This window comes from Streptomyces sp. NPDC056600 (genome assembly GCF_042792855.1).
GTDB lineage: Bacteria > Actinomycetota > Actinomycetes > Streptomycetales > Streptomycetaceae > Streptomyces.
Genome location: NZ_JBHTVQ010000040.1, coordinates 14,932 through 27,898 on the forward strand (window position 1 = coordinate 14,932; position 12,967 = coordinate 27,898).

General features: G+C 73.3%; 12 protein-coding genes and 1 riboswitch. Of the genes, 9 read left to right on the plus strand and 3 right to left on the minus strand.

Annotation, left to right across the window (positions count from 1 at the left end; translation table 11 throughout):
• The 4 genes from ACFRAV_RS20120 (at position 1) to ACFRAV_RS20135 (ending at position 4,530) form a co-directional block, all read left to right on the plus strand.
• Positions 1-465, plus strand: coding sequence for an Lrp/AsnC family transcriptional regulator (locus tag ACFRAV_RS20120; protein ID WP_382557466.1), 465 nt, complete (start codon positions 1-3; stop codon positions 463-465).
• 110 nt (positions 466-575) lie between these two features.
• On the plus strand, positions 576-1,769 hold the full coding sequence (locus ACFRAV_RS20125; protein WP_382557469.1) for an MFS transporter: 1,194 nt from the start codon (positions 576-578) through the stop codon (positions 1,767-1,769).
• A gap of 159 nt (positions 1,770-1,928) precedes the next feature.
• Positions 1,929-2,720 (plus strand): carbon-nitrogen hydrolase family protein, encoded by a 792-nt coding sequence (locus tag ACFRAV_RS20130; RefSeq protein WP_382557471.1) that lies wholly within the window; start codon positions 1,929-1,931, stop codon positions 2,718-2,720.
• Positions 2,721-2,832: 112 nt separating this feature from the next.
• On the plus strand, positions 2,833-4,530 hold the full coding sequence (locus ACFRAV_RS20135) for a flavin monoamine oxidase family protein (protein ID WP_382557474.1): 1,698 nt from the start codon (positions 2,833-2,835) through the stop codon (positions 4,528-4,530).
• 36 nt (positions 4,531-4,566) lie between these two features.
• Here ACFRAV_RS20135 and ACFRAV_RS20140 read toward each other — a convergent pair whose 3' ends face one another.
• Positions 4,567-5,268, minus strand: a complete 702-nt coding sequence (locus tag ACFRAV_RS20140) for a DUF5995 family protein (protein WP_382557477.1) — start codon at positions 5,266-5,268, stop codon at positions 4,567-4,569.
• Between the two features lie 206 nt (positions 5,269-5,474).
• On the opposite strand from ACFRAV_RS20140, the gene ACFRAV_RS20145 reads away from it, so the two are divergent.
• Positions 5,475-6,557 carry a glycoside hydrolase family 6 protein gene (locus tag ACFRAV_RS20145; RefSeq protein ID WP_382557564.1) on the plus strand — a complete coding sequence of 361 codons (1,083 nt, stop codon included), beginning with the start codon at positions 5,475-5,477 and terminating at the stop codon, positions 6,555-6,557.
• Here ACFRAV_RS20145 and ACFRAV_RS20150 read toward each other — a convergent pair.
• Together ACFRAV_RS20150 and ACFRAV_RS20155 are read right to left on the minus strand one after the other, a co-directional pair.
• Positions 6,539-7,960 carry a uracil-xanthine permease family protein gene (locus tag ACFRAV_RS20150; RefSeq protein WP_382557480.1) on the minus strand — a complete coding sequence of 474 codons (1,422 nt, stop codon included), beginning with the start codon at positions 7,958-7,960 and terminating at the stop codon, positions 6,539-6,541. The two genes, ACFRAV_RS20145 and ACFRAV_RS20150, sit on opposite strands and share 19 nt — an antisense overlap.
• A 101-nt stretch (positions 7,961-8,061) precedes the next feature.
• Positions 8,062-9,345: an MFS transporter gene (locus ACFRAV_RS20155; RefSeq protein ID WP_382557483.1), complete on the minus strand. Its 1,284-nt coding sequence runs from the start codon at positions 9,343-9,345 to the stop codon at positions 8,062-8,064.
• Between the two features lie 148 nt (positions 9,346-9,493).
• Positions 9,494-9,624, plus strand: a riboswitch (FMN riboswitch).
• Positions 9,625-9,847: 223 nt separating this feature from the next.
• On the opposite strand from ACFRAV_RS20155, the gene ACFRAV_RS20160 reads away from it, so the two are divergent.
• From ACFRAV_RS20160 to ribH, 4 genes are read left to right on the plus strand one after another with little or no spacing between them, the layout of a single operon-like run.
• Positions 9,848-10,456 carry a riboflavin synthase gene (locus tag ACFRAV_RS20160; RefSeq protein ID WP_382557486.1) on the plus strand — a complete coding sequence of 203 codons (609 nt, stop codon included), beginning with the start codon at positions 9,848-9,850 and terminating at the stop codon, positions 10,454-10,456.
• Positions 10,453-11,097 carry a nicotinamide riboside transporter PnuC gene (locus ACFRAV_RS20165; RefSeq protein ID WP_382557488.1) on the plus strand — a complete coding sequence of 215 codons (645 nt, stop codon included), beginning with the start codon at positions 10,453-10,455 and terminating at the stop codon, positions 11,095-11,097. The genes ACFRAV_RS20160 and ACFRAV_RS20165 overlap by 4 nt, the downstream gene beginning before the upstream one ends.
• The gene (locus ACFRAV_RS20170) at positions 11,094-12,407 is read left to right on the plus strand and encodes a bifunctional 3,4-dihydroxy-2-butanone-4-phosphate synthase/GTP cyclohydrolase II (protein ID WP_382557491.1); all 1,314 of its coding nucleotides are present in this window, start codon (positions 11,094-11,096) and stop codon (positions 12,405-12,407) included. Before ACFRAV_RS20165 ends, ACFRAV_RS20170 begins: the two co-directional genes overlap by 4 nt.
• 58 nt (positions 12,408-12,465) lie before the next feature.
• The gene (ribH, locus tag ACFRAV_RS20175; RefSeq protein WP_382557494.1) at positions 12,466-12,951 is read left to right on the plus strand and encodes a 6,7-dimethyl-8-ribityllumazine synthase; all 486 of its coding nucleotides are present in this window, start codon (positions 12,466-12,468) and stop codon (positions 12,949-12,951) included.
• Positions 12,952-12,967: the final 16 nt, after the last annotated feature.

The following is a 12,967-nucleotide window of genomic DNA, read 5'->3' on the forward strand; positions in this document are numbered from 1 at the left end:
TTGCTGAACGAGCTCGACGAACGCATCGTGCGCGCCCTCGCCGAGGACGCGCGCCGGTCCTACGCCGACATCGGCCAGACGGTCGGCCTGTCGGCCCCCGCCGTGAAACGGCGGGTGGACCGGCTGCGGGCGACCGGAGTGATCACCGGGTTCACGGTCCGCGTGGACCCGGCGGCGCTCGGCTGGGCCACCGAGGGCCTGGTCGAGGTCTACTGCCGCGGCAACACCTCGCCGGAGACCATCCGGCGTGGGCTCGCGCGCTATCCCGAGGTCGTCTCCGCCTCCACCGTCACCGGGGAGGCGGACGCGGTCGTCCAGGTGTTCGCCGCGGACATGCGCCACTTCGAGCAGGTGCTGGAGCGGATCGCGGGGGAGCCGTTCGTCGAGCGGACCAAGTCCGTGCTCGTCCTCTCTCCGCTGTTGAGGCGCTTCTCCGGCGGTTCCGGGCTACCCTCTACGGTATGAAGCGCCGACGACATTGACCTGACACCGCCACCGCGACGGCCGGCACGCGCCGTCTGACGGCGGCCCTGTACGGCTACTCCTTCCTGGGCGACTGCGTCGCCCTGTACCCGGTGTACGCGCTGCTCTTCGCCGACACCGGGCTGTCCACGGGGCAGATCTCCACCCTCTTCGCGCTGTGGTCGCTGACCGGCGTCCTCGCCGAGGCCCCCTCGGGGCTGCTCGCCGACGCGTGGTCGCGGCGCGCGCTGCTGCGCGCCGGCCCGCTGCTGACGGCGGTCGGCTTCACCCTCTGGGTCTGGGCGCCCTCCTTCTGGTCCTTCGCGGCCGGCTTCGTGCTGTGGGGGCTCGGCGGCTCGTTCTCCTCCGGCGCGCTGGAGGCGCTGGTCCACGACGAACTCGAGCGGGCGGGCGCCGCGAGCAGCACCTATCCCGCGGTGATGGGCCGCGCCCGCACGGCCGAGATGCTCGGCATCGTCGCCTCGATGGCCGTCGCCGGCCCGCTGCTGCGGGTGGGCGGCTTCGCGCTGGTCGGCGCGGCGTCGGTGGCGGCGTGCCTGCTGGCAGCGGCGGCGGCGCACACGATGCCGGAGGGACGGCGGAAGCGGGGCGGGGACGCGGGGATCGAGGACACCGGAGCGGGAGCGGGAGCGGGAGCCGGAGCCGGGGCGGGAGCCGGTGCTGGGGGCGGACGGGGCGGGGGCGGACGGACCGGGGGCCTCGGGACGGCACGGGGCGAGGGAGCCCGGCTGTGGCCGCGGGGGTGGCCGGTCGGCGCGCTGCTGCTGGTGCCGGCGGTGGCCGGGGTGTGGGGCGCGCTCGACGAGTACACGCCGCTGCTGGTCCGTGAGACCGGAGCGGGTGACGGCGAGGCGTCCTGGTACCTGCTGGTGATCTGGGCGGGCGCGGCGGCCGGCGGACTGCTCGCGGGGCCCGCGGAGCGCAGGTTCGGCCCGCGGGGCGGCGGCCGTGGTCTCGGGGTGCTGCTGCTCGTCTCGGCGGGCCTGCTGGCGACCGGCGCGCTGTGGGGTGCGCCGTCGGCGACGGCGGTGCTGGTGGGGGTCGCCTTCGCCGGGTTCCAGCTGGCCACGGTGCTGGCGGACGCGGGGCTGCAGGCGGCGATCCGGGGGTCCCGGCGGGCGACGATCACCTCCGTCGCGGGGATGGGGACCGACCTCGCGGTGATCGCGACCTACGCGGCCTACGGGGTGCTGTCCCTCCCGCACGGCCTCACCTTCGCCGTGCTCGCGACCGCCTACGCCGCCCCCGCGATCCTGCTGATCCTGCGCCGCCGGGCCCCGCGGTGAGGGACGCAACGAATCGTCGGGAGGGGCGGGGAACGCGCAACGTTTCGGGCGGTTGTCCGCAACGGATGCGTATTGTCCGCCCCGAGCCGCGGACCGTACTGTCGTCTGCGCGGCGAAACCGCAGCTCAACACCCCCACCTTCCCGTCGGAGACCCCGTCATGCGCACCGCCCTGCTCCAGAGCTCCGGCCGCCCCGGCGAGGTCGACGCGAACTTGCGCGCCCTCGACGCCGCGGCCGCCCGCGCCGCCCGCGCGGGGGCGGAACTGATCGCCGCACCGGAGATGTTCCTGACCGGCTACGCGATCGGCGACGACGTCCGGCGGCTGGCCGAGCCCGCGGACGGCCCGTCCGCCCATGCCCTGGCCACCGTCGCGGACCGCCACGGCATCGCGATCGCCTACGGCTACCCGGAGCGCGACGGCGAGCACGTGTACAACTCCGTGCAACTGATCTCCGCGGACGGCGCCCCGCTCGCGAACTACCGCAAGACGCACCTCTACGGCGACTTCGAGCGCGGCCACTTCACCCCCGGCGACGACCCCGTCGTCCAGGCCCGCCTCGGCCCGCTCACCGTGGGGCTGCTGATCTGCTACGACGTGGAGTTCCCGGAGAACACCCGGGCCCACGCCCTGGCCGGCACCGACCTCCTCCTGGTGCCCACCGCCCTGATGCACCCCTACCGGTTCGTCGCCGACTCCCTCGTCCCGGTGCGGGCGTTCGAGAACCAGATGTACGTCGCGTACGTCAACCGCACCGGCCCGGAAGGCGAGTTCCGGTTCGTCGGGCTCTCGACGGTGGCCGCCCCGGACGGCGTCGTCACGGCCCGGGCCGGCGAGGGGGAGGAACTGCTCCTCGCCGACGTCGACCCACTGCTCCCGGCCGCCTCCCGCAAGGCCAACCCCTACCTCGACGACCGCCGCCCCGGCCTCTACGGCTCCCTGGCCGTCTGATCCGCCCGCGCCCGCAGACCGCGCGCCTCACACCGCGCGCCGCGCACCGCCGCAACCTCGCCCCGCCCTCGCCCCCCGCCCCGTCAGCAGCGTCCACAGGAGTCCGTGCCCGATGACGTCCACCGTGCCCACCGCCGTCCCGCACCCCGGTGACGGGCTGCCCCCGGTCACCATGTTCGGCCCGGACTTCCCCTACGCCTACGACGACTACCTGGCCCACCCGGCGGGGCTCGGCCAGGTGCCCGCCACCGAGCACGGCACCGAGGTCGCCGTCATCGGCGGCGGTCTGTCCGGCCTGGTCACCGCCTACGAGCTGATGAAGATGGGCCTCAAGCCCGTCGTCTACGAGGCGGACCAGCTCGGCGGGCGCCTGCGCACCGTCGGCTTCGACGGCTGCGACCCAGGCCTGACGGCGGAGCTCGGCGCGATGCGGTTCCCGCCCAGCTCGACCGCGCTCCAGCACTACATCGACCTGGTCGGCCTGGAGACCACGCCGTTCCCCAACCCGCTGGCCCCCTGCACCCCCTCGACGGTGGTCGACCTCAAGGGCGAGTCGCACTATGCGGAGTCCGCCGAGGACCTGCCCGAGGTGTACCGCAGGGTCGCCGACGCCTGGGCCCGGTGCCTGGAGGAGGGCGCGGACTTCTCCGACATGAACCGCGCCATCCGCGAGCGCGACGTCCCGCGCATCCGCGAGATTTGGGCCCGCCTGGTCGAGAAGCTGGACAACCAGACCTTCTACGGCTTCCTCTGCGACTCCCCGGCCTTCTCCTCCTTCCGCGACCGGGAGATCTTCGGCCAGGTCGGCTTCGGCACCGGCGGCTGGGACACCGACTTCCCCAACTCCATCCTGGAGATCCTCCGCGTCGTCTACACCGAGGCCGACGACCACCACCGCGGCATCGTCGGCGGCACCCAGCAGCTGCCGCTGCGGCTGTGGACCCGGGAGCCGGAGAAGATCGTCCACTGGCCCTACGGCACCTCGCTGAGCTCCCTGCACCCGGCCGGCGAGCCCCGCCCCGCGGTCACCCGGCTGCACCGCACCGCCGGCAACCGGATCACCGTCACCGACGCGGACGGCGACATCCGCACCTACCGGGCGGCGGTGTTCACCGCCCAGTCCTGGATGCTGCTCTCCAAGATCCAGTGCGACGACGCGCTGCTGCCGATCGACCACTGGACCGCCGTCGAGCGCACCCACTACATGGAGTCCAGCAAGCTGTTCGTACCGGTGGACCGGCCGTTCTGGCGGGACAAGGACCCGCAGACGGGCCGTGACCTGATGTCGATGACCCTCACCGACCGGATGACCCGCGGCACCTACCTGCTGGACAACGGCCCCGAAGGCCAGGCGGCCATCTGCCTCTCCTACACCTGGTGCGACGACAGCCTCAAGTGGCTGCCGCTGTCCGCCCACGAGCGGATGGAGGTCATGCTGAAGTCGCTCGGCGAGATCTACCCCAACCTCGACATCCGCAGCCACATCGTCGGCAACCCGGTCACCGTCTCCTGGGAGAACGAGCCCTACTTCATGGGCGCGTTCAAGGCCAACCTGCCCGGCCACTACCGGTACCAGCGCCGCCTGTTCACCCACTTCGTGCAGGACCGGCTGCCCGAGGACCGGCGCGGCCTGTTCCTCGCGGGCGACGACATCTCCTGGACGGCCGGCTGGGCCGAGGGCGCCGTGCAGACCGCGCTCAACGCGGTGTGGGGCGTGATGCGCCACCTCGGCGGCGAGACCGACCCGACCAACCCGGGCCCGGGCGACGTCTTCGACGAGATCGCCCCGGTCGAGCTGCCGGAGGACTGAGACCCCGGGCCGGCGGAGCGCCACGCGACGGCGCGGTCAGCGGTCGAGCGGGGTGAGGAGCATCCGGCTCACCACCCCCACGGCCGCGTCCAGCCGCTCGGTGAACTCCTCGGCCAGCTCCGGCGTCCGCCGCAGCGCCCACAGGGCCCGGGCCATCGACCAGGTGGTGTCCCGGGCCCTCTCCAGGCTCCAGGCGCCCGCCAGGTGCGTCAGCGGGTCGGCGACCTGGAACAGGTCCGGCCCCGGCATCAACTCCTCGCGCACCCGCTCCTCCAGCGAGGCGAGGAGGTCGCCGACCCGCTCGAACTCGTCCTCCAGGTCGGCCGGGCGGCAGCCCACCGCCCGGCAGGTGTCCACCACGGCCAGCACCAGGTCGTGGCCGATGTGCGCGTTGACGCCCGCCAGCGCGAACTGCACGGGCCGCACACCCGGATGACCGCGCAGCCGGAACAGCGGGCGCCAGCAGGCCGGCAGCCGGCCGCCGCCGCGGTCGGTGTCGGCGACCGCCAGGTAGCGCTCGGCGAACAGCGTGCCGAGCGCGGACGCCGACCGGCGGTCGGGGAAGCGGCCGTCGCCGAGCAGTTCGGCGAACTCCGAGGTCACCGTCAGGTACACCCGGTTGAAGACGGCGACGCCGTCCCGCGGGTGCAGCGAGGCGTCCAGCGCGCGCAGCCGTTCGAGCACGGCGTCAACCGCGCGTAGCGGTGCGCAGCCCACCGTGTCAAAGGGGGGCGACATTTTCGTCATCCGGGCCATGGGAGCAGCGTCGCAGTCCTAGGCTGACCGCGAGGCCGCCGTGCCGGTTGCTTCCTCCCTGCGGGGGACGCGGGCCACGGCGCGATGACGCCGGAGCAACTCAGCACCATGGGGGAGCACCACTCGTGGACCGATCGGGTCAGGCGGGGCAGCCACCGCAGCGACGCGCCCGGCGCCGCAGAGGGCTCCTGCTCGCGGCGTCCGCGGGGGTGGCCGCCGTCGCCCTGACGGCGGGCCTGGTGGCCCAGGCAGCCTCGGACACCCCGCCCTCGCCCCCCGACGGGCGCGCGGACGCGGTGGCCGCGCCCTCGCCCCGGGAACGCACGGCGTCCCCGTCCGCCCCGCCGCAGATCGCGTCGACCTCCTCGCCCCGGCCGAGGCCGAGCCCTTCACCGCGGGCCGCCGGAGGCGGGCGGCTGTACCTGCATCCCGACTCCCAGGTGGGGGAGTGGGTGCGGCAGAACCCGCAGGACCGGCGCCGCCCGGTGATCGCGCGGCGGATCGCCTCCCGCCCCGCCGCCGTCTGGTTCGCCGACCCCGACGCCACCACGGTCGCCGCCCGGGTCCGCGCCGTCACCTCACGCGCCGCCGCGCAGGGCCGGGTGCCGGTGCTGGTCGCCTACACGATCCCGGACCGGGACTGCGGGCAGTACTCGGCCGGGGGCGCCCAGGACCTCGACGCCTACGACGGCTGGATCGACCGGTTCGCCTCCGGCCTCGGCACCGGCGAGGTGATCGTGATCCTGGAGCCCGACGCGATCGCCCAGTCCCACTGCCTCTCCGAGAGCGACCGGGCCGACCGTTTCGCCTCGCTGGCCCGGGCCGGGCGGGTCGTCAAGCGGGTCGCGCCGCGCGCCCGCGTCTACTACGACGCCGGGCACTCCGGCTGGAACTCCGCGGCCCAGCAGGCCGCGCTGCTGCGCCGGGCGGGCGCGGACTCGCCCCGGTCCTCGGACGGGATCTTCAGCAACGTCTCCAACTTCCGCGCCACCGCGGACGAGGTCCGGTACGTCCGCCAGGTGCTGGAGGCGATGGGCGCCCCGGCGAGCCACGGCGCGGTGATCGACACCAGCCGCAACGGCAACGGGCCTCCGCCCGAGGGGAAGTGGTGCGACCCGGCCGGCCGTAAGGTCGGCCGGGCGCCCGCGCTCTCCCCGGGCGAGGCCCGTGTCGACGCCTATCTGTGGGTGAAGCTGCCGGGCGAGTCCGACGGCTGCCGGGGTCAGGCCGGCGCCTTCAGCCCCGACTACGCCTACGAACTGGCGCGCTGACCGCCCTCGCCGTCCTCGCCCTTCGGGGAGGAGCCGGCGTCGTACCGGGAGGTGCCCTCGTCGAGCAGCGGCTCCTGCGTCTTCATGTGGGCCGGGGCGAACACGCGCAGCGCGTGGTAGCCGGTGATGACGACCAGGGTGCCCAGCGCGATGCCGCTCAGGGTGAAGGTGTCGGTGATCTTCATGGAGACGTTGCCGACGCCGATGATGATGCCCGCCGCGGCCGGCACCAGGTTGAGCGGGTTGCGCAGGTCGACCCCGCCGTTGAGCCAGATCTGCGCGCCCAGCAGGCCGATCATGCCGTAGAGGATCACCGTGATGCCGCCCAGGACGCCGCCCGGGATGGCCGCCACGACCGCGCCGAACTTGGGGCACAGGCCGAACAGCAGGGCGAAGCAGGCGGCGGCCCAGTAGGCGGCCGTCGAGTAGACCCGGGTCGCCGCCATCACGCCGATGTTCTCGGAGTAGGTGGTGTTCGGCGGGCCGCCCACCGCGGTGGACAGCATCGAGCCGATGCCGTCGGCGGAGATCGCCTTGCCCAGCTTGTCGTCCATCGGGTCGCCGGTCATCTCACCGACGGCCTTGATGTGGCCGGTGTTCTCGGCGATCAGGGCGATCACCACGGGCAGCGCCACCAGGATCGCGGACCAGTCGAACGCCGGGCCGTGGAAGTCGGGCAGGCCGAACCAGGCGGCGTCCCGCACCCCGGAGAGGTCCAGGCGCCAGTGGTCGACGACCTTGCCGGCGGCGTCGGCGGAGTGGATCTGGCCGAAGACGGCGTCGAACAGCCAGGAGATCCCGTAGCCGAAGATCAGGCCCAGGAAGATCGCGACGCGTGACCAGAAACCCCGCAGGGCGATCACCGCGAAGCCGGTGAACAGCATGGTCAGCAGCGCCACCCACTGGTCCTGCGGCCAGTAGGTGGTGGCGGTGACCGGGGCGAGGTTGAAGCCGATCAGCATCACGACGGCGCCGGTGACCACCGGCGGCATCGCCGCGTGGATGATGCGGGCGCCGAACTTCTGGACCGCCAGACCGACCAGGAAGAGCGCCACGCCGACGCAGAACACCGCGCCGGTCACGGTGGCGCTGGAGCCGCCCTGGGCGCGGATCACCGCGGCAACGCCCACGAAGGAGAGCGAGCAGCCGAGGTAGCTGGGCACCCGGCCGCGGGTCACCAGCAGGAAGATGATCGTCGCGACGCCCGACATCATGATCGCCAGGTTCGGGTCCAGGCCCATCAGGATGGGAGCCACGAACGAGGCGCCGAACATGGCGACCACGTGCTGCGCGCCGAGCCCGGCGGTCCGCGGCCAGGAGAGCCGTTCGTCCGGGCGTACCACTGCTCCGGGTGCGGGCGTACGCCCGTCGCCGTGCAGTTTCCAGCGCACGCCGAGGTCCATAGATGTTCCGCTTTCTGGGGTTCCCTAGATCTCCGGGCCTGATCGATTCTGTTCAACCGGAGGATCGCTGTCCGCATCATTGTGGCGGATGGCGACAGCGATCACCCCGCGGGATGCTCCGAGGCCCGGGACGCACCGGACACCCCGGTCCGCTCGCCCTTCCCCGACGCCGGACCCGGGCCGGATCCGCCCGCCGGTCCCGCTCCCCGCTCACGGTCCCCCGCGCGCAGCACCCCGGCGAAGCCGGCCACCCCGCAGGCGAGCAGCGTCACCAGGGCGAACGACACCACCAGGCTGGTGGCCTCGGCCAGCGCGCCGATCGCCCCGGGGGCGACCAGCCCCGAGGTGTAGGTGATGGTGGCGACGCCCGCGATGGCCTGGCTCGGGTTGGGGCCGCTGCGGCCGGCGGCCGCGAAGCACAGCGGCACGACCACGGCGATGCCCAGACCCAGCAGCGCGAACCCGGTCATGGCGACCGCCGGGTGCGGGGCGAGGACCACCAGCACCCCGCCGAGCGCGGCCAGCGCGCCGCTCACCCGCACCGAGCGCACGGCGCCGAAGCGGTCGACCACCGGGTCGCCGGCGAACCGGGCCAGCGCCATGGTCAGGGTGAAACCGGTGGTGCAGGCGGCGGCCAGGGTCGCCGAGGACCCGAGGACGTCGCGCAGGTAGACCGCCGACCAGTCGAGGCTGGCGCCTTCGGCGAAGACCGCGCAGAAGCCGATCGCGCCGATCAGCAGCGCGGAACGCGGCGGCAGCGCGAACCGCGGCGGCGGTTCCTCGTCCACCGCGGACCGGATGTCCAGCAGCCAGGAACAAGCCACCAGGCCGGCCACGGTCAGGACCGCGGAAGCGATCATGAAGTGCAGACGCCCGTCCGCCTCCAGGTGCGCGGCGAGGGTGCCGCCCGCCGAGCCCAGCAGCGCGCCCGTGCTCCACATGCCGTGCAGTCCGGACATGATCGACCGGTCCAGGAGGTTCTCCACCTCCACGCCGCTCGCGTTCATCACCACGTCCGCCATCCCTGCGGTGGCGCCGAACGTGAAGAGGGCCAGGCACAGGGCGAGGAGGTTCGGGGCGAGGCCGGGCAGCACCAGGGTGAGCGTCCACGCCGCGAGCAGCATCCGTTGCGCCGCCCGGGCGCCCAGTACGTGCGTGATCCGGCCGGCCAGCGGCATCGCCAGCGAGGCGCCCAGCGCGGGCATCGCCAGCGCCAGACCCAGCTGTCCCGCGCTCACCGACGCGTGGTCCGCGACCCAGGGCACCCGGGAGGCGAACGATCCCGCCACCGCGCCGTGCACCGCGAACACCGTGGCCACCGCGTAGCGGGCCTTCCGTACCTGACCTGCTCCGTAGGCCGGCCGACCGGTCGACGTGTCGGACACGCGGTCCCTCCCCGGGGGCGATCCGGTGCACCGTGCACCGATCTGACCGTACACGTGAGCGACCACCCAATGTGAGTCAGTCCACAGAGGGGGCCTTCTGCGGGCACCGGGTGACATGGCACACTGGGCGTGTCAGATCAATGACCAACAGCGCACTCCGGGGTCGGTGAAAATCCGAACCGGCGGTTACAGTCCGCGACCCGGCCGCCTCCAGCGGTCGGCTGACCAGGTGAAATTCCTGGACCGACGGTTAAAGTCCGGATGGGAGGCAGTGCGCGACGGGCAGGCACGACCGTGCCGGGCCGTCGGAGCGGGTGGTCGCCCGCGGGTCGTCGTCCTGGCCGTGCCCTGGGCGCGGTCGGCAGGCGTGCGCCCGTGGTCCCTTCCCGTCCGGCGTTTCGTACGTGGTCGAGCCGTACACGGTGCGAACCGTGTGCCCGTATGTCCTGCCGTCGTCGGCAGCCCCGGAGTCCGTGCCCGTCACGGCAGGAGGACCCGGGAAGTGTTCACCGGCATCGTCGAAGAGCTGGGTGAGGTGACGGCCGTCGAGCAGCTCGACGACGCCGCACGGTTCCGGCTGCGAGGCCCCGTCGTCACCGAGGGCGCCAAACACGGCGACTCGATCGCCGTCAACGGAGTCTGCCTCACCGTCGTCGAGCACGAGGGCGACGAGTTCACCGCGGACGTCATGGCCGAGACCCTCAAGCGGTCCAGCCTCGGCGCGCTGACCGTGGGATCGCGCGTCAACCTCGAACGCCCCACCCCCGTCGGGGGCCGCCTGGGCGGGCACATCGTGCAGGGCCACGTCGACGGCACGGGCACGATCCTGGACCGCCAGGCCTCCGAGCACTGGGAGGTCGTCCGGATCTCGCTGCCCGCCGAGCTGTCCCGCTACGTGGTCGGCAAGGGGTCCATCACCGTCGACGGCATCAGCCTCACCGTCGTCGAGGCCGGCCAGGACTTCTTCACCGTCAGCCTCATCCCCACCACCCTCGCGCTGACCACGCTCGGCGCCAAGAAGGCCGGCGACCCGGTCAACCTCGAGGTGGACGTCGTCGCCAAGTACGTGGAGCGGCTCACCCTCGCGGGCCGGACGGAGGGCGACCGGTGAACGGGCTCAACGCGGAGGCGTTCACCGTCCTCGGGCAGGACATCATCTGGTCCGACCTGATCGGCAACACCCTGGGCCTCCTCGCGCTCGCCCTCGGCTGGCGGCGCAACGTCTGGACCTGGCCGCTGCAGCTGGTCTCCGGCCTGGTGCTGATCGCCGCGAACATATCCGTGCAGCAGGCGGGCGGCGTCGGCAAGCAGCTGGTGGTCGTCGCGGTGGCCGTCTGGGGCTGGCGCGCCTGGCAGCTGGGCCGCAGGACCTCCGCGGACGGCGCCGTCCAGGTCCGCTTCGCGACCCCGGGCGAGCGCGCCGCGCTGGTCGCGGGCGCCCTGATCGGAACCCTCGCTGTCGGCGGGCTGTTCACGCTGTTCCCCACCCTGTCCTGGAGCCCCTGGGCCGACGCCTACATCTTCGTCGGCACCCTGGTCGCCATGTACGCGCAGGCCAAGGGCATGGTCGAGTTCTGGTTCGCCTGGCTCCTGGTCGACCTGGTCGGCGTCCCGCTGAACTTCGCGGGCGGTCTCGCCTTCTCCGGTCTCATCTATCTCGTCTACGGGGCACTCGTCCTGTGGGGCATGCGCGACTGGTGGATCCGCTCCCGCGCAGCCCAGCGACCCGCTCTGGAAGGAACGCCGGCATGACGGCACCCGCCTGGACCCCGAACCCCCGCCACCCCGAGGACCCCGACGCACTGATCCTCGCCCTCGATCCCGTCGAGCAGGCGATCGCGGACATCGCGGCCGGCCGCCCCGTGGTGGTCGTCGACGACGAGAACCGCGAGAACGAGGGCGACCTGGTGATCGCCGCCGAGGCGGCCACCCCCGAGGTCGTGGCCTTCATGATGAGCGAGTGCCGCGGGCTGATCTGCGCCCCCATGGAGGCCGACGAGCTCGACCGCCTGCGCCTGCCGCAGATGGTGCAGGACGAGGCGAACACCGAGTCCATGAAGACCGCGTTCACCGTCTCCGTGGACGCCACCGCCGCGCACGGCGTCACCACCGGCATCTCCGCCGAGGACCGCGCCGCCACCCTGCGCCTGCTGGCCGGCGGCACGGCCGGACCGGACGACTTCGTGCGCCCCGGCCACGTCTTCCCGCTGCGCGCCCGCCCCGGCGGCGTACTCGAGCGCCCCGGCCACACCGAGGCCGCCGTCGACCTGGCCCGGCTCGCCGGGAAGCGGCCCGCCGGCGTCATCGTGGAGATCGCCGGGGAGGACGGCCGGATGCTGCGGCTGCCCGACCTGGTGCCCTTCGCGCGCAAGCACGGGCTGACCATCGTCTCCATCGAGGACCTGATCGCCTACCGGCGCTCCGCCGAGCCCACCGTGCGCCGCGAGGCCCAGGTGCGCCTGCCCACCCGCTTCGGCGACTTCACCGCCTACGGCTACCGCTCCACCGTCGACGGCGTCGAGCACGTCGCCCTGGTCCACGGGGACATCGGCGAGGGCCGGGACCTGCTGGTGCGGCTGCACTCGGAGTGCCTCACCGGCGACGTCTTCCACTCGCTGCGCTGCGACTGCGGACCCCAGCTGGAGGCCTCGCTGGAACGCATCCACGAGGCGGGCCGCGGGGTGCTGGTCTACCTGCGCGGGCACGAGGGCCGCGGCATCGGCCTGATGTCCAAGCTGCGCGCCTACGAACTGCAGGAACGCGGCCACGACACCCTCGACGCCAACCTCGAGCTCGGCCTGCCCGCCGACGCCCGGGACTACGGGGCCGGCGCGCAGATCCTCGCCGACCTCGGCGCCCGGACCGTGCGCGTGATGACCAACAACCCCGACAAGACCGACGCCCTCGCCCGCCACGGCATGGAGATCCTCTCCCGGATCCCGATGCCCGTGCAGGCCGGCGAGCACAACGTCCGGTACCTGCGCACCAAGCGCGACCGGATGGGCCACGACCTGCCCTGGCTCGACCAGGACGGCGCGGTGGCCGGCTGCGGCGACCAGTGACCCACCGGTCCACCACCATCCGTCCCCCATCCCACCCCGAAGCACCCCAGGAGAGAACGTGAGCGGCAAGGGCGCACCCGAACTGACCGTCGAGAACTGCGGAGACCTCCGGGTCGCCGTCGTCGCGGCGCAGTGGCACGAGAAGGTCATGGACGGACTGGTCGACGGCGCCCTGCGCGCCCTGACCGAGCTCGGCATCACCGAGCCGACGCTGCTGCGCGTCCCGGGCAGCTTCGAGCTCCCGGTGGTCGCCAAGGTGCTGGCGCAGCGCGGCTACGACGCGGTCATCGCCCTGGGCGTCGTCATCCGCGGCGGCACCCCGCACTTCGACTACGTGTGCGAGGGCGTCACCCGGGGGCTCGTCCAGGTCTCGGTGGACACCGGCGTCCCCGTCGGGTTCGGCGTGCTCACCTGCGACACCGAGGAGCAGGCGCTGGACCGCGCCGGACTGCCCGGCTCGAACGAGGACAAGGGGCACGAGGCGGTGACCGCCGCGGTCTCCACCGCGACCACCCTGCGTTCAGTATCTGAACCCTGGCGGTGACGTGTCGCGGGGGCGC

Bases quoted from the DNA above. Each gene is read 5' to 3' on its own strand.
- ACFRAV_RS20135 (WP_382557474.1), top strand. From the start codon at position 2,833: ATGACGTCCACCGTGCCCACCGCCGTCCCGCACCCCGGTGACGGGCTG.
- ACFRAV_RS20140 (WP_382557477.1), bottom strand. From the start codon at position 5,268: ATGTCGCCCCCCTTTGACACGGTGGGCTGCGCACCGCTACGCGCGGTT.
- ACFRAV_RS20130 (WP_382557471.1), top strand. From the start codon at position 1,929: ATGCGCACCGCCCTGCTCCAGAGCTCCGGCCGCCCCGGCGAGGTCGAC.
- ACFRAV_RS20150 (WP_382557480.1), bottom strand. From the start codon at position 7,960: ATGGACCTCGGCGTGCGCTGGAAACTGCACGGCGACGGGCGTACGCCC.
- ACFRAV_RS20170 (WP_382557491.1), top strand. From the start codon at position 11,094: ATGACGGCACCCGCCTGGACCCCGAACCCCCGCCACCCCGAGGACCCC.